Source organism: Pseudoalteromonas sp. H105 (assembly GCF_001469215.1).
In the GTDB taxonomy this organism is placed as follows: Bacteria; Pseudomonadota; Gammaproteobacteria; order Enterobacterales; family Alteromonadaceae; genus Pseudoalteromonas.
In genome coordinates this window covers 45076-65956 of the sequence record NZ_LOFH01000007.1, presented here as the reverse complement: position 1 = coordinate 65956, position 20881 = coordinate 45076, and the positions used below count along the sequence as shown (strand labels likewise).

The window sequence follows — 20881 nt, the reverse complement described above, 5'->3', positions numbered from 1 at the left end:
TTACTCTAATTAGCTTACACAAACAAAAACGGCGCGTAACTTTCGTTATGCGCCGTTTTTAAAAACACTTAGGTTATTCTGTATCTGGTAAGTTACGGCCGTAGAAGATCTCTTGCATCTCACGGGTTAACTTAGAACGAATTTCTTCTTCTTCGTCGTCAGATAAGTCATCTGTAGACACACCAAATAGATAGGTATTTAAATCCGTCTCTTTTAGCATCATCTTAGTGTGAAATAGATTTTCTTGATACACGTTCACGTCCATCATTTGGTACGCTTCTTTGGTATCTTCAGTCATGTAATTCTGAATCGAATTAATAGCATGATCGATATAGTGTTTCACACCATCTACGTCACGAGTAAAACCACGTACACGGTAGTCAATTGTTACCACGTCTGAATCCAAGCTGTGAATTAAGAAGTTCAACGCTTTGAGTGGCGAGATAATGCCACACGTTGACACTTCGATATCAGCACGGAACGTACAAATACCATCATCAGGGTGTGCTTCAGGATACGTGTGAACGCAGATATGGCTTTTATCTAAATGCGCAACAACAGTGTCAGGCAATGGTCCAGGCGTTTCGTCAACATCATACGTTTGCTGTTGTTCGATTGGTTCCTCAGATACCAATATTGTGACACTGGCACCTTGCGGATCATAATCTTGGCGAGAAACATTAAGAATGTTTGCGCCGATAATATCAACCACTTCACCTAAAATATCGGTTAGTCGATCAGCATTATACTGTTCGTCGATATATTCAATATATTCTTTACGCTGTTGTTCGGTCTTTGCGTAGCAAATATCGTAAATACTAAAGCTCAAACTTTTGGTTAAGTTATTAAAGCCATGTAGTTTAATTTTATCGAAGGGTTTGTTCATGATAAACCAACCTATAAACGAGTGAAATCTGCCACAGCAGAATGAAAGTTCGCGGATTTTATACGAATTTCACCACGGGAAAAAGCGTTATTTTACCTGTTGTTGCACAACTTCATGACTGTGGGTAATTTCTACTGTTTTATCAAGCATTAATGCAACTGAGCAATACTTTTCAGCAGACAGTTCTACAGCACGTGCAAGGTGTTTCTCAGAGACATTATCACCAGTGACAACAAAGTGTAGGTTTATCTTGGTGAACACGCGAGGAGCTGATTCAGCGCGCTCTGCGTTCATCTGGACTTGAACATCTGAGAAGTTTTGTTTGGTTTTTTTTAAAATACTCACCACATCAACTGATGAACAACATCCAGCTGACATTAATACCATTTCCATTGGACTTGGCGCTGCACTATCACTGCCGGCATCAAACACAACATTATGACCAGAATTAGAAAGGCCAATAAATGTATCGCCTTCAACCCATTTTACATTCGCTTGCATATAAGTAACCTGAAAAAATTATTTTCTTGATTGTATGCAAGTCACAAGCATATGCAATAAAAAGCGACAACCAATTTACTTAAGCCCCTTCAGCCACAGCGTTATCAAATAAATTTTTGACTAATCCTGCAAATTCATCGATAAATGCGTGTTGCTCTATGGTCACCTGTTTGCTAGTAACACTACTGAGTACTTCTTGTAAATCATACACAATGCCATCAACCTCACGCACGATCATGCCACGCTGCTCTGTTGATAGCTCGCTGTGTTGCTCGCATAACAGCATGACATTTTCAGCGATATCGTCTTCTATTAACTCCATTATCGTAGGAGCGCCAGGTTTTATTTCGCCGGGCTTCTCAAATAACGCTAAATTTTGAGTAAGATACATGATGAGATCATCATACCCTTGCCTATCTAAAACCATAATTAAAACACCTGTAATAAAATTATTAGGACTCTAATGATTTAAGCAGAAAGCGCTTTTAATTGCTACCTTTGCTCAGTAACCAATACAAAAAAAGCAGCCGAGGCTGCTTTTTTAGTTATTTAGTACCAAATTTAAATACGGTACTAGTCAATTTTTAAACCAGGACTTAATGTTGCCGGCATAGCGACTTTTTCAAGTTCAACTGAAGCAACGGGGTATGCGCAATAATCTGCCGCATAATATGCACTAGCTCTATGATTACCTGAAGCACCAATACCACCAAATGGGGCAGCGCTTGATGCACCTGTAATTGGACGGTTCCAGTTTACAATGCCTGCACGAATGCGACGCAAGAAGTGGTCATAATCAGCTGCGTTATCACTTAACAAACCTGCAGATAAACCAAAGCTGGTGTCGTTTGCTTTATCAATCGCGCTATCAAAGTCTGTAAAACGGAATACTTTTAATAAAGGACCAAAGTGCTCATCATCTGGGAAGTCAGTAACGTTGCTACACTCTAAAATACCGGGTGTTACAAAACCGGTATTTTCAGTGTGTGTAAGCTCAACTAATACTTCTGCACCTAGTTCAATTAGCTGCTGTTGTGCTTTAGCCATACCTGCCGCGGCAGCTGATGAAATCATCGACCCCATGAACGGCTGGTCTGCATCATCAAAGTTACCCACTTTAATCGCTTTAGTTGCTGTAATTAAGCCAGCTAAAATTGCGTCACCTTGCTCACCCGCTGGTAAAAATAATTTACGTGCACACGTACAGCGTTGACCACTTGAGATAAATGCAGATTGCAGAATATCGTGAATCGCCGCTTTAGTGTCTGCAACATCAGTAATAATAAGCGGATTATTACCGCCCATTTCTAATGCGAGAATTTTACCCGGCTGACCTGCAAACTGCTCATGTAAAATATGGCCAGTGCGTGATGAACCTGTGAAGAACAAGCCGTCAATCTCTTTATGAGCAGCCAATGCTTTACCGGTTTCAACTTCACCTTGCACAAGGTTAATAACCCCAGCTGGTAAGCCAGCTTTTTCCCATAGCTTAAGCGTTAGCTCAGCCACCATAGGCGTTAACTCTGATGGTTTAAATACCACAGTATTACCGGCTAAAAGTGCTGGCACAATATGACCATTCGGTAAATGGCCCGGGAAGTTATAAGGCCCAAAAACAGCAACAACACCGTGTGGCTTGTGGCGGATCATAGCGCGCCCTTGTGGCATTGGGTTTTCAACATCACCGGTGCGATCTAAGAAAGCTTTTTCAGAAATAGCAATTTTCCCCACCATGGCACCCGCTTCTGTACGCGTTTCCCATAATGGTTTACCTGTCTCTTGTGCAATCGCTACAGCAAGCTCTTCGCTGTGTTCTTTAAGTGTGGCAGCAAACGTTTTTACAATCGCTAAACGCTCATCAAACGACTTATCAGCCCAAGTGTAGAATGCTTCACGTGCAGAGCTTACTGCGCTATTTACTTGCTCAGCAGATGCCGAGTTCGCTTGCCAAATAACGTCGTTATTTGCAGGGTTTACTGAATTAAATGAATCGCCTTGGCCTTGTGACCACTGACCATTAATAAATTGTGCAGGATGAGTCATATACTTTCTCCTAAATTATAAGCTTGTAGCGGAAACTAAATCACCCGCTTGTAAGTGCAGTGCATCAGCCATTGCTTGCGGTAATGTCAGCTCTGAGCATGTCGCGTCAAAGTCAAGCTGTGCAATGGTTGCTCTAAAGTCACTTAGTTTTTCGTTTGCTAGCAACACCGATGTGTCACCATTGTTATCACCAATTTTTACAGTAAAGTTTTTCGCATTACGAATGGTCGCAATATTGTCAACTTTTGCTTCAACCGTTGGGCCAGCATCAAAAATATCAACATAGCCATTAAATGTGAAACCTTCACTTTTTAATAACTCAATAGCAGGGCGTGTATTGTCATGAACTTTGCCAATCACGTCTTGTGCATCTTTACTCAACAGGTTTACATAAATAGGGTACTTTGGCATTAATTCGGCAATAAACACTTTTTGACCAATACCGGTTAAGTAATCTGCTGTTGGGAAATCCATTGAGAAAAAATGCTCTTCTAGCCATTGCCAGAATGGGCTATCGCCATTCTCATTCGATACCCCACGCATTTCAGCAATGACCGTTTCAGCAAATCGTTCTTGATGTTGTTTAATAAACATAAAACGCGCTTTTGACAGTAATTTGCCATTGCTATTTTTACGATAACCATTTTTTAAGAACAAGGTGCAAAGTTCTGTAGCACCAGTGTAATCATTACATAGCGTTAAAATATCAACCGCTTTGTATACATCAAGTGTACGTGATGAATGAATTACTTTACTTAAGTGATAATGGTAAAACGCATCATCAAGGCCTACAGCAGCTTCAATGGCTGAAGTACCTACCACTTCCCCTGTTTCGCTATCTTCAAGAACAAACAAGTAACCTTCATCACCCGGATGAGATGCACTTTTTGCGAATGAGCTTAATGAATGATCTATTTTCTTTTGTAATAACGCTTCGTTATTCGGTAAAGAGGTAAAGCCATGCCCTGATTCATGGGCAATTTTCAATAAAGCTGGGTAATCACATTGCTGGATTGGGCGAAGGATCATCATGAGTCCGCTTGCTCCCTTATATATAACGGTAAAATTGGAATGTTTGGGCAAGCTTGCTACTTGCCCTTATAAGATGAGTGCGGTAATTAACCGTTCACAACTTTAGCGACTGCTTTTTCAAAGCGTGCCATACCTTCACGAATATCCGACTCTGGTATTACGAGAGAAGGCGTGAAGCGAACAACGTCAGCTCCTGCAACTAACGACATAACACCTTCATTAATACCGGCAACTAAAAACTCTTTCGCACGGCCTTTGAACTGCTCGTTAACAACCGCACCAATTAATAGGCCTTGACCACGAACTTCAGAGAATACGTTGTACTTGTCGTTAATAGCCGTTAATAACTCACGGAATAACGCTTCTTTTTCTTTAACGCCAGCAAGAACCTCTGGTGTATTTACTGTATCAAACGCCGCTTCACCAACCGCACACGCAAGTGGATTACCACCATAAGTAGAGCCGTGGGTACCAATTTTAAGGTGCTTAGAAATGTCAGTCGTTGTTAGCATAGCGCCAATTGGGAAACCGCCGCCCAGCGCTTTAGCAGATGTAAGAATATCTGGTGTTACACCCAAACCTTGGTATGCGTATAGCTCACCCGTGCGGCCAACACCTGTTTGTACTTCATCAAAAATAAGCAGTGCATTGTGCTTAGTACACAGCTCACGAACACCTTTTGCGAACTCATCTGTTGGTGAGATGATACCGCCTTCACCTTGAAGTGGTTCCATCATTACAGCGCATGTTTTATCTGAGATAAGTGCTTCAAATGCAGCTAAATCGTTATAATCACAATGTACAATATCACCAGGCTTTGGACCAAAACCATCAGAGTAAGCAGCTTGACCACCCACAGTAACAGTAAAGAATGTACGGCCATGGAAACCTTTGTTAAATGCAATGATTTGCGACTTTTCAGCGCCGAACTCTTCAAGCGCTAAACGGCGCGCTAATTTCAGTGCCGCTTCATTTGCTTCTGCACCAGAGTTGGCAAAATAAACTTTATCAGCAAATGTTGCATCAACGAGCTTTTTAGCTAGACGAAGTGCTGGTTCATTTGTCATAACATTTGATAAATGCCAAATTTTTTCACCTTGCTCTTTTAATGCACTGACAAGTGCAGGGTGGCAGTGACCCAGACAGTTAACAGCAATACCACCAGCAAAGTCGATATACTCACGGTCTTGCTGATCCCATACGCGCGAACCTTCGCCACGAACAGGAATTACGCTTGAAGGTGCGTAGTTAGGTACCATTACTTGATCAAATAATTCGCGATTGACTGTCATTTTAAATCCTCTTAATTGTGATATCGCAGAGAGTACGAAGCAACTAGTTTATGAGCTTCGTCACTTATTCTATGCTGCAAATCAGCATAGCTTAAATTTTAAAAAAAGACTCTCTGGTTCAATTTTCAGATAGCTATTATTTCAGAGTTTGATGCTATTGTCTCTTATAAAACTTTCATGAAACCCTTGTAATTAAAGGGATTGAGATATTATTTCATAGATAGTGAATAACTATTTGCAGTGAATGATTGTTTCTTTTTTAGAGTACCAAGCGGTTATATTGATAACGTGGCGAGTCTTTTGTATTTAAATAGAGGGGAAGAAATAGACTGACTGATGAATGAATAGTCGCAAAAAAATTAACAATTATTTTATAATTAATCTCATTTTAGTCTGCTTGAAGGTAAATATGGCACTGCTAGGCCTAACGCACCTTTAACAACGTGAGTGTAATTACCTATAACAGTACCATTATCCGATTGGCTTTATCACCGCACGCTCATCGCAAGAAGCGGTCAATCTAATTTAATATGAAAGTTCTGTAAATTAACCTTTTCTAAATGCTGTAACTCCGCTTTAGTAAAGTTAATATATTCAAACCAACGCTGTGCTTCATCACTTTCAACTAACTGATGCTCTAGAAGCGTCACATATTGAGAATAACACCGTGCTTTTTGCATAACCGCAGCTAAAGGCAAGAGTGAATCACCTTTGGTAACCCCTTTAGTCAGTTGCTCCATCACAAAGTTAAAAGGCAAATAACGAAATGCCATTTTTTCAATCACCTTTGCCGTTATTTTTAATGATTGCTCACTGAGCAAAGTACTCAAAAATAAAGGATCGGGCTTTAACTCCAACAATGCAGTATGGAGATCTTTATGTTGCTCTTCTCGCGCTAGGGTGACTTTACGCCGCCAAACTAATTCAAATGTACGAAGATATAAACGCACCAGCGCTATTTTTCCAACATCCAATAACATACCGAGCGTAAAGGCATGTATTTCATTAACGCCATTTAGCTTTGCAATTTCTTGTGCAGCAATAGCACATGCCATTGAGTTATCACGCAAGCGACGTTTAAGTAATGGGAAAGGCTCTGTGCTATGTGGCATCCAATGGCGAACAGCAAATGTTGGCACAACAAACTTTAAGTTATCAAGGCCTATATAACGTAAAGCCAGTGAGGGGCTGTCGACTTTAACAGACGTGTGCTTATTACGCTGTGTACGGTAATAAGGTAAATTTACAAAGGTAACAAGGTCGCGACTTAACCAGCTCAAATCATTAGCAAGAGGCTCTAAACGACCAACAGACGCTGACTTAACAGACAATATATCTAAAATAGCTGGCACATTATCCTCAATACCAATTGTTTCATGCAAAACACTGTCTATATCAGCAAGCTGCTTCTTCATTGCCGTTTCTATCGCATTATGTAGTTGCTGACTCGCTTGAGCACGGTATTTATGATGTGCTGTGCTCGACTCTTTACGTTTAGCATGCGCCGCCATTTCTACTTCAAGTAATGTGCGTTGCTTTATCGGCTCACCATAATTGACCTCAAGCGTATGAATATAGCCTATTTGACGTTGCGCAAAATTATGACCGAGCAATAAGTCATGTGCTCGTTGCTCTAAAACATTGGCGGTAATCTGTTGGCGCTTGATGTCTGTCATTAAATCATTTCTTTTATAAAATAAACGGAGAACGGTAAATTAACTCTAAGCCTAGAACCGAGTTAAAAAGTTGGCAAGTAATTCAAGCCCTTGTTCTGTTAATATTGCCTCTGGGTGAAATTGCACTCCCTCTAAAGCAAGCTCTTTATGCGTAAGCCCCATTATATACTCAAATTCACCGGCGTGTGTTTGTGTCCATGCTGTTATATCAAGTTCAGCGGGCAACCCTTGCGCCTCAACAACCAAAGAGTGGTAGCGACATACCGTTAGCGGATTTGCTAACCCTTTAAACACACCTTGCTCACGATGGTATACCGGTGATGTCTTACCGTGCATAACCTGCTTAGCACGCACAACATTTGCACCTAATGCCTGGGCAATGGTTTGATGCCCCAGGCAAATTCCCAAAATAGGATAAATCCCCTTTAGTTGTTCAACAGCTTGTAATGAAACTCCAGCCTCATTAGGTGAACAAGGTCCTGGTGATATCACTATATGCTGAGGATTTAGCTGCTTAATTTGTGCAATGCTTAACTCATCATTGCGCTTTACTAATACCTCTTGGTCAAGACGCTGAAAGTATTGCACTAAGTTATAAGTGAACGAGTCATAATTATCGATCATTAACAGCATGAATTATGTAACCCAAAAACAACATCAGAATAATGGGATGGCATTCTATCTTAATCACTGACAAGTTGCAGTGTATTGTCTTATAAAAACATCCGAGATGTGTAAACAATACCTACTTGGAGACTCACTAACTAAGCGCCATTATCGTAATAAGCTACAGCTGTTCACTCGTGACTAAATGCGCTGACAAAGCGTCCTTTTCAGCCTTTGATAACGCAACAGAACACTTATTATCAAAGTCATAACGCACCATTACGGTTTTACCTACCGCACAACATTTCCCTTGTTGGTATGCCTCTTGGCGAATAACAAAAGAGCTTGAGCCAATATGTTCAATTGTAGATTTAACTTCAACTTCGTGACCATAAAAAAGCTCCCCCACAAAGCTCACTTCGACTTTAGCGATAATCAACTTCCAGTCATGCGGATTTAAGTCAGGAGTAAAAAACTTGAAAATAGGCGCACGAGCAGCTTCAAACCATACCGGTAGTACGGTATTGTTGATATGTCCTAAGACATCGGTTTCACTAAAACGCGGTGTAATTTTTTCTACAAACATAATAATTCCAATAAAGGCAGCTCATGACGGACTTCATTCGCGTTTACGATAACGCCCTAAGCAATGAATTTTGCGATAACTTTATCACGCTCTTTGAACAAAGCCCGCATCTAAAACAAGGTATGACGTCAGGCGGGGTCGATTTAGCAAAAAAAGACAGCCAAGATTTACACTTATACAATTACCCTGAATATTCAGCGCAACTAAAACACATTCAGCAGACCACCGCAGGCTATGTATTTAAATACCTTGAAGAACATATTTTCATGATGATAGGTGCATTCGGTTTAAAGGTGTATCACCCTAAAACAGGCGTGCCTACCGACTTAACGCAGGCTAACTTTGATGAAGTGGGAAAACCCCAGCTGCCTTTATTAGTGCAACAGATTTTTCGCTTGGGCAATATTCAAGCGCAAAAATACGAGACAAACAAAGGCGGCTACCCTTATTGGCACAGCGAAGTTTACCCGCAAGTCGGCCACAATGAAGCGCTGCATCGTGTGTTACTCTTTATGTTTTACCTGAACGATGTTGAAGAAGGTGGCGAAACTGAATTTTATTACCAACAGCGAAAAATTTCGCCGAAAAAAGGGACAATGGTGATTGCACCGGGCTACTTTACCCATACTCATCGCGGTAATAAACCCGTCTCTAATGATAAGTATATTTTAACCTCTTGGGTGATGTTTAACCGCGCAGAACAAATATACGGACAGCCACAAGCTTAAGTTGCCGGTGCTTAGTTGCAAGGTTTAAGCACCTAAAGTGCTAACCTTGCTTCTTAAACTTTACCCTAAAAGTTCATCAAACAAATCAAACAGCTGATCAAGCTCTTCAATGGTGTTGTAATGCATGCAGCCGATGCGAACTACGCCCCCTTTATCCAACACACCTAACTGCTCACACAAACCCTGAGCGTAGAAGTTACCATCCCACACACAGATATGTTGCTTACCTAAAAACTCAGATACTTGGCGCGGTTCAAGCCCTGCAAAGGTTAAAGCAAAGGTTGGGGTGCGCTCTGATAAACGCTCTAAATCATCAATACCAAATAGCTTGATTTTAGGATAATTGACCAAACGCGTTAGGAAGTGCTCACTTAACGCCATTTCATGCTGTTTAGTTTTAGCAAACGCCACGGTTAGTTTTTCACGGCGTGAATGACTATTATCAAGTTCACTAATGTCAGCAATATAATCAACCGCTGCAATTAAGCCTGCGAGTGCTTCAAAGCTTTGCGTACCAGTTTCCCAACGCCCTGGGATCACATCTTTCGCTGGCTCAACTTTATAAGGTGTAAACCCTTCAAGGTGTTCACGTTTACCATAAACCATCCCTAAGTGCGGACCAAAAAACTTATAAGCAGAACACGCTAAAAAGTCACAATCTAGCGCTTGTACATCCACCAGTTCATGGGGTGCGTAATGCACAGCATCAACATACACCATTGCACCCACTTCATGAGCCATCGCAACAATGCGTTGAATATCGTTAATAGACCCAGTGGTGTTTGATGCATACGTTACTGCAACAAGCTTGGTGTTAGTATTCAGCAAGCTAGCAAAGTGCGCTAAATCTAAACTACAATCCGCTTCATTGATACGTGCAGCATTAACCTTCACGCCTTTATCTTCTGCAGCTTGCTGCCAAGACGATACATTTGAGAAGTGATCAGCATTGGTCACGATGATCTCATCACCCGTTTGCCAGTCACGTGAAATTGCGCGGCTAAAGCTAAATGTTAAGCTGGTCATATTCGCGCCAAAGACAATTTGATCGCGCGATGGGGCATTTAATAAATCAGCTGCAGCTTGGCGCGCATTGGCCATTAGCTCAACCGTTTTCTCACTTGAGAAAAACGCCCCTCCCAAGTTAGAGTTGTAATACCCTAAGTAAGCCGACATTGCACTAAGCACTGATTGCGGCACTTGCGAGCCACCCGGGCCATCTAAAAATATTGGCGACTTACCAGCAACCTGTTGCATTAATGCCGGAAATTGACGACGAAGTTTAGTTAAGTTCATTGTCAATCCTTAAGCTGTTAATACGAAGCAGTCTAGATAACCGTCTTTACTTGCGTCAATTTTATTCATTGGTGTGGCGTTGTGCCATACTTCACGGTCATTAATTAGTGCAAACATGCCGTCTTTAATTTCCATTTTAAAACACGGCTCAGCTTGTTTGTTTTCATAAACCAAAAGCTCACCACCTTCTAAGTTTTCATGTGACACACCACAAATGCAAACGTGATCGAAGCCATCTTGGTGGATACCTTCCGGCGCAGGAGGCGTATCACTCTCGATTGCTAACATTCTAAACTGGTGAATTTCAATATCACGCTCGTCGTCTATCCCGGTAATCGCACGGAACTCATTAACGATACTTTTCATACCGTCTGTTTGTAGCAAACTTGGCTCTAAGTTTTCGTAGGTACGCTCAACATTTCCTTGAAAGGTATTGATTGAATCATCTTGTACAAACGCTTTAGTGGCTTGTAGTTTTAGCTCACCATCTTGTACTTTAATCACTGAATAACGACGTTTACGAAACGCGCCATCGGCATAAGGGTTAGCTGGAAGATTTGCAAATGATGGCTTTACCGCCTCGATATGAGCTTGGTTTACAAAACGAAGTTGTAATAGGTTCTGGTTGTTTAATGCTGTCATAAAATATCACCTAAAAAATAAGAGACTAACTCATAAATAATGAAGGGGATTTTAATGCAATCAGAAAGGAATTTTTGCGTCTTTATTAAGTTAAAGGAGTAACAAAGTCTAAAATTAAGATCTAAAAATGGATTTTAGTGAATTTTTAATTTAAAAATGCATATAGCCGCATAATGCGGCTATATTTATAAGCTTAACTTAGCAGTTATGGCATAACACTACTGAGCTCAACTTTGTTCTGCTCTTGGCAAGCGTTACCCTGTAAATATTTACAAACGGTAATCCGTTCACGGTCGTTATCAACTAATTCAACCAAAGTATCTTGTCCATTTTCAACAAACGACAGCTTACCATCAACTAACATCATTTCTATTGCAGGTTGCTGATCGAATTGAATGGTATGGCCTGCAATATCTTCAGAGCCGTTAGCAAGTACCCAAGTACTTCCATCGGACTTGTAGAGTGTCACCGTCGCGTTTTGTAAATTATACTCTTCAAATTGCTCAACCTTCGTAGAAGGTGAGAAATCATGAACATAAAGATGTGCATTACTTTTCTCTAATGAGTCAGTATCAAAATTATGTTGACTTAGAATTCTCTCTATATAATAACGATTACCATCTGTAGCTATTAATTTATAATCTATCTCATAATAGAGTATGCAATCTGGTTGAGCTGTATCGCATGCTTCTACTCTATTATAGTCGTCATCAAAATATAAAGTACGAACAAAACGATTATTTACAAAGTCCCCAGTAATAGAGCTTTTACTAAACAAGAAAAAAAGTGTCCCATCTTCATAAAGCTGGAAGTCAGCCCAATGGCTATCAATATTATGTCCGTCTCGAAACTCATGTCGGCCAAGGAAGTTACCCGCATTAACAGCCACTTCATTACGGCGAACCATCATAATTGAATCAGTATAGGCGCCGTCTTTATCAGAACCTTTTACCGTAGCCTGATAGCCCACATTAATATCTTTTGTTATATAAAGATTATCAACATTGCCGTCTTGTGTGTTATTCAACACCAAGTTACCCGCTGAAAACTGCCACGTAAATGCCTCTAATTCATCAGTGGCTAAGTTAACGGTTGTACCCGTCATATCACCATTAAAGGTAACATTAAGCGTACTATCATCATATTGAGTTTTAACTGACCAATCACCAATGATGTCAGATTCAGTAATAGTTAAAAAGTCAGCGCTCAAATAAGCATAGACATTCGCGCTTTCTGTTGAACTTCTGACCCAGATATCATCTTCGAAATGCTCGTAAGTCACCGCCATCCATTGCCAGCCTTCGCCCTTTTCCGGCATTCCGACTAGCATAATCTGACTTATTTCGTCACGGTTTTGTGTTTCAACTTGCTGACCATCAACATCTTTAAAACCAACAAACTCCCTAACAATAATTGGATCTATCGGGGCTACCTCAACTCCTTCTGCAGTCTTATACCAGTTAATAGCACTCGCGCCATTGTAGGTAAATTGACCATTCCCATCCTCATTTAGCGTCAAACCATATGCTTGAGCAAAATACAAATCACTGTTATTCAGCATATAGTCATTTGCACTAAGAGACTGTGGTTTAAAGGTTGCGTTGATCTCACAGTCCATGTTGCTGGCAAATGTAATATAGTGATTACCCTCAACATAGCCATCACATCCTTGGATACTGTCTACCTCATACCCTTGCGCTGGGATTATTTCAAAGCCTACACGTTGATAGAAAAACGACATTTGTGATGCGGGTGACATTTCGCCATTGCCGTTTGAGTTAGCAGTAAGGGTAACTTTAGGACGCTTTGGTAAGTAAGTAATTTGTGATGCAGCGTTACACGTGCCGCCGTCTTTATAATGGCAAACAACAATGTTATCAGTATTTGATGAAACAAGTTCGAAATGCCACTTTTCACCATTTCGGTCATAACTTAATACACCGTCATTAAAGGTTGCGCCAGTGTAAGTCTGGCCCTCTAATTCGACAGCGTATGTCATATTACCGTTTTCATCATACTCAGTGTAAATCCTATCGACCTGTCCATCTGCTGAATAAAACTCTGTATAGTTTTCTAATAGCTCTTCGGTAAATGCGTTGTAGGTTAAGTCCTTGCTATATTCATAAACGAGTATTGCGCCGTCTTTAGAGCTAATCTCACCGTTTGGTGAGTAGTAATTGAGAGTTCGATTTATATAAAAAAGGTTATCAACGATACTAATAAACTCATGTACCATTTCACTTTCAAGGTAGCAGCTGTTATCAAAGCCTTCACATGATGTCACAACTTCATTGTTATAAATGAAACGCTTGCGTATTAACTGACCATCCTCTAAGTGACCTTGCCAGTTTGTAATACCTAAGCCAATCATGATAGTGCCATCGCTATGAATATTTAAATCATACGATTGAGTCGTGCCGATAAAACCATGCCAACGACCGACTAAATCTTCATTGGTCGTGGTTACGACTTCTTTTTTAATTAATAATCCTGTTAAGGTATCACTTGGTTCATCAAAGCTTGTATCAAGACCAACTAACTGGTAACCACCGCTTAATGCTTTTGTAAACCAAAGCTCAAGCTGCCCTGTTTCACCGTCTTCATCATAGCTAAGGGTTAAACTATTACTATTTAACTGCCAGCTAAACGTTTCACTGCTGTTACCTTCAACATCGCCTGTACCATCAGCATAGAATTGCAGGGTTTCAGGTAGGTCAGGATCGTCACTAGTATCGTAATCATTCTCATACGCATGAAATGCCCATTCACCTATAAGCTGTTCAGCTGATAATGAAATGGTTTTATTCTTATAAATTAAATTCGTTGTATATGTTTCATTATCTTCAGTCGTTACTGTTGCAATATCTGTCGTTTTATCAATCACCGTTCGCTCTGTTGAGCGTGTAACTTCGATGGTTCTAAATACATCATTTTCAGCCAGTACCGTAAAACTAAACCCAGTTAACACTACAGACTCTGAACTTTCTTCCGTTGAGTTTTGATAAATTGTTACTTGTTTATCAAAAGCCAGTGCATACACACCCGCCGTTTCTGACCAAGTAATAGCGCTACTGGTATTGGAGTTAAACTCACCGCTACCATCAGTCATTAAGCTAAGGTGAAACGCCGTATTTGTATGATAACGAGGTGAATTAATAATATAATTACCCTCGAGTGTACCTGCTGCACCGGTTACTAGGTCATCATCTTCTTTAATTTCTTTTTTTGTTTTTTCGATGATTTCAGGATCTTTTTCATTTACGTCTTCTTCAAATTGCTTCGCAACCTGCTCGTTCGCAACAAGTTCTAGCGTGCTATTAACGCCTTCAGGCAACGAATATTCTGGATTATCGACAACAATTTTGATCAGTGTCGCTAACTGAATTTTCTCATCAGCATCAACATTTAATAGCGCGCTATCAAGCTCGACTTCACTTGCAGGCTCTGTACCGCTACGTGTTAAAAGTGCAAATTCAGCAGTGGTAACATTGGTAATATTTACCCCAAAGTTATCTGTGCTATCGAGTGTTTTATCGTCACCCGCTTGCGCTACTAATTTTTCAACAGAGCTCAACTGCGATACAAACTCGACACCTGGGTTAAGCGTATCCAAGCCTTTTGCTTTGACTCTTACTAACTTTTTAGCTAATGATTCATCAAGCGTTAGCGCGGCAGTATATTGCCCACTTTCATTTGCTTGAACGTTGAATGATTCGCCACCCACCACAATTTCCAGCTCTGCATTGGCAATGGGTTCATCTGTCACGATACCAGTAATCGTAACGTTAGATACTTTACGTTTAATTAGAACTTCTTGTGTTGAGGAAGCGGTTGCTCCATCATCATCTGTCACTGTAACGGTGAAGTTAACCGTTGTATCTTCGGTGATGTCGGGAGAAGTAAAGGTCGCCTCTGCACTGCTAAGGCCACTGCTAGTAAACTCAAAGCTGGCATCGTGGCTCCAGCTGTAAGATGCGATGCTACCATCACTATCAGATGCCGTCGCATTTAACGTTAACGCTTCTTGCTCGAGAGCATCTTCTACAGTAGCTAAGCTAACTGCTGGGCTTTTATTGGTAACCGTCGGTGTCGTTGAAGAACCACCGTCATCCCCACCACCGCCGCCACAGCCAGCTAAAAGTAATGCCCCGGTGAATATACCCACACGAAGCTTTGTATTAAATAAATCCATTTTTATCCCTCATGAATAAAGGGAAGCCGGTAAGTGACTTCCCTTAACTTATAAAAGTCGTCTCTAATAACGACTTTAATTAAAATGTATATTACAAGGCAGCTTTAATTTGCTGTAATTGTTCAGTAAATGAGAGGTGCCTTAAATCCCCCAAACCGACAGCTTCCGTTAGCTCAGCCAACTCATACTCAAACTTAAGTAGCTTGCTTTCAATATCTTTATTATCTAATGCTGTCTTCGTGTTCCCATATTCGCTAAAAAGGCTGTTTATTCGCTTAATCTGATGGGCCACTAAATCCGCTTCAAGCTTAATATTGTCATAATCTCGATAATTACTTAGGGCGTAGTTCTGCCCTTGTACTAACTGTGATTTAACATCGTTATACACAACGGGGAGCACTCTGGGCTTATCTGAATCAGCTAACTGGTAGATTTTGCGAATATGTACTGAAAAATAAAACTGCACAACTGCGTCTTTTTCAAGTGCTGTAAGTTGCTCTAATAGTTGAGGGACGTACTGGGTGACCTGAGCCTCTTTACCTTCAATCAGTAACTCTTTTAATTCCTCATGCCTTTGATCTAATACGGTATAACGTTTTTCAAAGTGAATTTTTGCGTCAAGCTGGGTGAGCACGGCAAACTCATCTCTCACCGGTTTTAATACAGCTGTAATACGTTCTTTTGAAAGGCTAGCCGCAGCCACTAGACTAATGATCTGCTGACATTGCTCCATGACTTCATCCGCAACCGTGTCAGATGAAAATAGCGACGCACTATCAAGCGCACGTTCAGGCGAAAGCCTTAACTCTTCGAAGTCGGCCTCAAGAACGTGCCAGATTTTTTGAGCTTCCTTCACTTTTTCAACATCATACTCTGCGAGCGATTCAGACTTTATAAGGTTATAAGCAGTTAATGCTTCTCCAAACGCTTGCTCAGCTTTTTGATAAGCAGCTTGTTGTTGTTCAGGTGTTGCTTTTTCTCCCGTTAACCCTGCAAGATCTTTTTGAACTGACTCAATCGTTTTGCATCCACTCAAAGTCATTCCCATCAAAATAGATACGAGTAATAGTTTTTTCATTAGTAGCTCCACTGTGCGCCAAGTGTGAATGAAACATTGCTGTATTCAACTTCAGGAACTCTGAGGCGTTGGCCATTTTCTAGATTCTCGGTAACAATATCGCGCGATTTATATTGCGCATCTATGCCTGCAATAATCGCAATGTGGTTCATAACCTGGTAACGCATTCCTACACGCCCTAATACACCCCATCCATTAAAGCTGTCCGTCAAAGTGGTCGTTTCAAATTGAGTGTTCTGAATCTCAGAGTACATAGGGCTGCTTATTTCGCCCTCTAAATACCAGCTGTATTTATTAAAACTGTCTTTTAGCCGACTGTCATAGCGAGCGCCCATCGTAAGTAGAATACCCATTTGGTCTTCAGATACCGATATAACAGGGCGCAACTGAGAAGTATAACCTTGCTGTGAACCTGTTTGCCCGCCTTCCATGCCAGGTAAAGTAAAACGCGCGGGGTTATTTGGATCATCTGAAATAGCAATCAAGGCCTTATCAAATGAATCTGCACCAGGCTGGACAAAAGCAAAGTTTGAACGCGTAAAACTGGAAGTGAAAAACTTAGTGCCCACGGTAAATTGTAAGGCCTGCGAAAAATTATAAGCTCCCTTAAAACCAATTTCATTGGCTTTAAGCTTAAATGCATTTTGCTGGATAGCACCAAACTCCCCCATATACCAGGTTTCAGTGGCTATATCGGTTGAGATTGTGGCTGCACTTTCAACATAAAACCCCCAATCGTCATCAATCCCAGTATAAGAAAGCTGCCTTATTGCTGGGTTGGTAACATCTATCGATTGACTAAGTTGACCAAAGCCCGCAACGTCATTTAAGGTTTCACTGTAGCCTATTGTTTCAAAACCTATGCGAACTTCGCTGAAAGAGGGGTTGGGTGTTGCATAAACTGATGTGCTAAATAGAACAGGTATTAATAGAGGAAACTTCATGAGAGTGCCTTACTCACTGCTATTAAGTCACCTAAGCAGAAGAGAGTAAAACTCACTGTACCGTCCTTGGTAACAATAAATAACAATTGTTAAATATATTGAATGTGTGTAATTTTAGTCCCTTACAAGCATGCGTCAAGCAAAAATGAACACTAACTTAACAAATGAACACAGACTTCAAATCGCTAGTTTATGCTGACACAATTAATTAAACTGCCTTTTTGTAAAAAAGCACGATTATCCTTTTTTGTATAACAGTACAAGTTCAGAAATTTAAGCAGTTTGGTCAAGAACTTAAGGTTATGACAGTGGCCAATTGGTCTAATATTGCAAAGTGCAAAAACGGGGACTATCGGAAACCGGTTTAATGAATACCGTTTAAATTACAAGCATAAAAAAACCCAGCAATCGCTGGGTTTTTCAAAACAGAATTAATTAACGCTTAACTTTTACGCGTTCAATTACTGTTACGTGTGCTTCAACACGACGGTTTTCAGCGTGCGCTGCTGCCGTGTTAGCTTCATTTTTAAGACGCTCTTCACCTAAACCAACAGTAACGATACGTTCTTTTTTGATGCCATCTTGAATTAGACGAGCGGCAACTGAATCAGCACGCTTCTTAGATAACCACTTGTTGTAATCAGCTTTACCTACAGCAGAAGTGTGACCTTCAAGAAGTACTTCAGTGCCTGGGTGCTCATTTAAGAAAGCAACCGCTGCATCGATATCATCTAAGTACTTTTGAGAAACTTTTGACGTGTTGTTAGGGAACGTAATTAGTAAGCTCTTCGTTACTTCACGATCTTCATATAAAGTACAACCCGTGCCATCTACCGCATCAGTCATCGGTGTGTTAGCACACTGATCATCTGCATCAGGGATATTGTCGTTATCGCTATCTGTCGGCGCAACAGCAACTGGAACAACCGCTGCTACTGGCGCAGCTTTTACTGGTGCAGAAGACGAGCTTTGGTTGCCAAACAAGTAGCTTAGACCTAGCTTAGCGCCAACATCAGTGTAACCACGGTCAAGACCTTGGAAAACAGAAGTTTCTGCATTGAATGCAAAATTATCTGTGAAGTAATGTTGGTAACCAGCACCTACATTAGCAAATGTTAGGCTTTCCATTGCATCAACGTTCTTAAGACCGAAGATACCGTAAAAAGGGCCGCCATTGATGTGATAAAGCGCATCAATACCTAAACGATCACCGTCTAGGCTAGTTGCAGTCATTGCTGGGTTTGAACTTGAGATATCAAAATCCATTTCAGCATACTCTAAACGCGCGCTCCAATAATCGCTAAAACGATAACCTAATTCAGCACCCCAACCCGTTGAATCATCAACATTAGTACCTGCACTACCACGTACATTTTCCCAAGAAGCGTCATAATAGTCGCCAAATGCGCCGATAAAGAAACCTTCTTTTTCAGCCGCGAAGCTTGAAGCGCTAGTTGCAGCTAGTGCCAAAGCAATAGTAAGAGATTTTAATTTCATTGTTTCCTTCCCATTTTCACAATTAAAATTGTAGCTAAGTGACCCTAGCCTAATTAAGTATTACCAGAGTACAGAATCGTTTGTTAATCATTACTTAACGAAAACACATTTGTGGTGTTTTTAAAAATAATTTTAGAATAAAAGCGCTAATCATTATAGATCAGATAAAAAACTTTACCTAACCAACGCAATAGCAGCACTTTAAACTGATAATAAACATCTATATTCAATTACCTTTATGTATCGCTGTATGCCTAAGTCTAAGCAATACACTTTTCGAACCTTACTTGCATTATATTGCTTAATTTTGAATCAACAAGTAGTAACCGTGTTTATTTCCAATAAATCTCTATAAATAACAGCTAATAATTGCTTATTAATACATATAGCCCGTAATAATTCATTACTTCAATTTATATTGATGCTACACAAGCATGTTGTTAATCAAATAGGCGCTTATTTCCCATTACGTTCCACAAAATGTGTGGTAACCGCTTTCGTCCAACGGGGGGTGGCTCCATGACTCATTAACACTCTGAGTGTAGGGGTTTTGCAATGCTGTTAAATATTCACTTAGTATCGGGCTTTGATGTGATTCAGCAAAGTCTTTTAGGATTTTTTCTATAATATGGTTGCGCGGGATCAATTTTGGATTCGTTTCACGCATCGTTTCATAACTGCCAGTTGTGGTGCGCTGCAACCATAGCGTCGACCACTGAATTAATGGTGTTGGTATTTCAGCATTTCCTATGAGTGATTCGGTTAACGCATCAAAAGTGTTGGTATAATCAAGCGAGTGTTCCTTCAATAGCGCTAATAATTGTGCAACTAACTCGCTATCTTGTGGTTCATGCCCATCCAACCCTAACTTTTGCGCCCACATAGCTGTAAATGCGTGATTAAACTTTTCCGCAAAACCATTAATTAAAGGGCTGAGTAAAGCAATCGCTTGATCATCATCGTCATTTATCAATGGCATTAAGCTTTCGGCTAATCGGGCACAATTCCAATTAGCGATATTTGGCTGATTGCCAAACCCATAACGCCCTTGGCGGTCGATAGAGCTGAAGACGGTGTCAAAATCAAAATGATTCATCATCGCACACGGACCATAATCAATCGTTTCGCCACTGATTAGCGTGTTATCTGTGTTCATAACACCATGAATAAAGCCCACTCTCATCCAGCTTACTACCAGCTCAATTTGCTTGTCGATCACAGCGGCTAAAAACGCTAAATAGCGCTCAGGCCCAGCGCTTGTTATGGATGGGTAATGACGCGCAATCGCCGCATCTGCTAGCTTTTTTAAACCCGCAACATCACCTTGCGTTGCTAAATATTGAAATGAACCAACACGGATGTGACTCGTCGCGACTCGCGTTACAATAGCGCCCGGTTGCGGCGGCTGTCTGTAAACGGTTTCGCCCGTTGCGACGACCGCTAAACATCGAGTTGTCGGCACACCTAATGCGTGCATTGCCTCACTCATTATGTATTCACGAACAGCAGGGCCGATCGCACAACGACCATCACCACCACGAGAGAACGGCGTCGCACCGGACCCTTTTAATTGAATATCCCAAAGTAGCCCTTGATCATCTGCCACAGCCCCCAAAAAATGTGCTCTACCATCACCTAAGCGCGCAGAAAAGTGACCAAACTGATGACCAGAGTAACCTAATGCGATAGGCTCTACTGCTTCATTAATATGATTACCACTGAGCAAGGTCGCTCGCTCAGTGAGTGGTATATCGATAGATAATTGCTTTGCAACCGCTTCATTGAATAATAGGAGCGAAGGTTGAGTCACTGGACTTGGCCTATCAGCGATGGCAAACGATTCTGCGATATCAGTATAACGCGAGGCTAATTTCATTTAATT

17 protein-coding genes are annotated in these 20881 nt (G+C 40.9%); 1 reads left to right on the top strand and 16 read right to left on the bottom strand.

Translation table 11 applies throughout. From position 1 onward, the window contains the following. Window positions 1–73: 73 nt before the first annotated feature. From speD to ATS75_RS12805, 9 genes are all read right to left on the bottom strand, one after another. Window positions 74–886, bottom strand: coding sequence for an adenosylmethionine decarboxylase (gene speD / locus ATS75_RS12845; protein ID WP_058560823.1), 813 nt, complete (start codon window positions 884–886; stop codon window positions 74–76). 87 nt (window positions 887–973) lie between these two features. Beyond that, complete coding sequence (locus ATS75_RS12840) at window positions 974–1387, bottom strand: OsmC family protein (protein WP_058560822.1); 414 nt, start codon at window positions 1385–1387, stop codon at window positions 974–976. Window positions 1388–1466: 79 nt separating this feature from the next. Then, the gene (locus ATS75_RS12835) at window positions 1467–1814 is read right to left on the bottom strand and encodes a DUF3802 family protein (RefSeq protein ID WP_058560821.1); all 348 of its coding nucleotides are present in this window, start codon (window positions 1812–1814) and stop codon (window positions 1467–1469) included. A gap of 146 nt (window positions 1815–1960) precedes the next feature. Beyond that, window positions 1961–3430, bottom strand: a complete 1470-nt coding sequence (gene astD, locus ATS75_RS12830; RefSeq protein WP_058560820.1) for a succinylglutamate-semialdehyde dehydrogenase — start codon at window positions 3428–3430, stop codon at window positions 1961–1963. A 15-nt stretch (window positions 3431–3445) separates the two neighbouring features. Next, on the bottom strand, window positions 3446–4462 hold the full coding sequence (gene astA / locus ATS75_RS12825; RefSeq protein WP_058560819.1) for an arginine N-succinyltransferase: 1017 nt from the start codon (window positions 4460–4462) through the stop codon (window positions 3446–3448). Window positions 4463–4548: 86 nt separating this feature from the next. Continuing rightward, the gene (locus ATS75_RS12820; protein WP_058560818.1) at window positions 4549–5754 is read right to left on the bottom strand and encodes an aspartate aminotransferase family protein; all 1206 of its coding nucleotides are present in this window, start codon (window positions 5752–5754) and stop codon (window positions 4549–4551) included. 515 nt (window positions 5755–6269) lie between these two features. Continuing rightward, on the bottom strand, window positions 6270–7430 hold the full coding sequence (locus tag ATS75_RS12815; protein ID WP_058560817.1) for an HDOD domain-containing protein: 1161 nt from the start codon (window positions 7428–7430) through the stop codon (window positions 6270–6272). Between the two features lie 51 nt (window positions 7431–7481). Beyond that, a complete protein-coding gene (locus ATS75_RS12810; protein ID WP_058560816.1) occupies window positions 7482–8063 on the bottom strand; it encodes an anthranilate synthase component II in 582 nt (193 codons plus the stop codon). Window positions 8064–8217: 154 nt separating this feature from the next. After that, window positions 8218–8622, bottom strand: a complete 405-nt coding sequence (locus tag ATS75_RS12805; protein WP_058560815.1) for an acyl-CoA thioesterase — start codon at window positions 8620–8622, stop codon at window positions 8218–8220. A 23-nt stretch (window positions 8623–8645) separates the two neighbouring features. On the opposite strand from ATS75_RS12805, the gene ATS75_RS12800 reads away from it, so the two are divergent. Then, complete coding sequence (locus tag ATS75_RS12800) at window positions 8646–9350, top strand: 2OG-Fe(II) oxygenase (RefSeq protein ID WP_058560814.1); 705 nt, start codon at window positions 8646–8648, stop codon at window positions 9348–9350. Window positions 9351–9410: 60 nt separating this feature from the next. On the opposite strand, the gene ATS75_RS12795 is transcribed toward ATS75_RS12800, so the two are convergent. From ATS75_RS12795 to ATS75_RS12765, 7 genes are all read right to left on the bottom strand, one after another. Beyond that, complete coding sequence (locus ATS75_RS12795) at window positions 9411–10646, bottom strand: cysteine desulfurase-like protein (protein ID WP_058560813.1); 1236 nt, start codon at window positions 10644–10646, stop codon at window positions 9411–9413. A 9-nt stretch (window positions 10647–10655) separates the two neighbouring features. After that, window positions 10656–11288: a 2OG-Fe dioxygenase family protein gene (locus ATS75_RS12790; RefSeq protein ID WP_058560812.1), complete on the bottom strand. Its 633-nt coding sequence runs from the start codon at window positions 11286–11288 to the stop codon at window positions 10656–10658. 205 nt (window positions 11289–11493) lie between these two features. Further along, on the bottom strand, window positions 11494–15480 hold the full coding sequence (locus ATS75_RS12785; RefSeq protein WP_058560811.1) for a PKD domain-containing protein: 3987 nt from the start codon (window positions 15478–15480) through the stop codon (window positions 11494–11496). Between the two features lie 91 nt (window positions 15481–15571). Then, a complete protein-coding gene (locus ATS75_RS12780; RefSeq protein WP_058560810.1) occupies window positions 15572–16558 on the bottom strand; it encodes a hypothetical protein in 987 nt (328 codons plus the stop codon). Next, window positions 16558–17502 (bottom strand): hypothetical protein, encoded by a 945-nt coding sequence (locus ATS75_RS12775; protein WP_058560809.1) that lies wholly within the window; start codon window positions 17500–17502, stop codon window positions 16558–16560. Before ATS75_RS12775 ends, ATS75_RS12780 begins: the two co-directional genes overlap by 1 nt. A 435-nt stretch (window positions 17503–17937) precedes the next feature. Then, entirely contained in the window at window positions 17938–18999 is a 1062-nt protein-coding gene (locus ATS75_RS12770) for an OmpA family protein (protein ID WP_058560808.1), read from the bottom strand. A 466-nt stretch (window positions 19000–19465) separates the two neighbouring features. Next, window positions 19466–20875, bottom strand: a complete 1410-nt coding sequence (locus tag ATS75_RS12765) for a protein adenylyltransferase SelO (RefSeq protein ID WP_058560807.1) — start codon at window positions 20873–20875, stop codon at window positions 19466–19468. Between the last annotated feature and the right edge of the window lie 6 nt (window positions 20876–20881).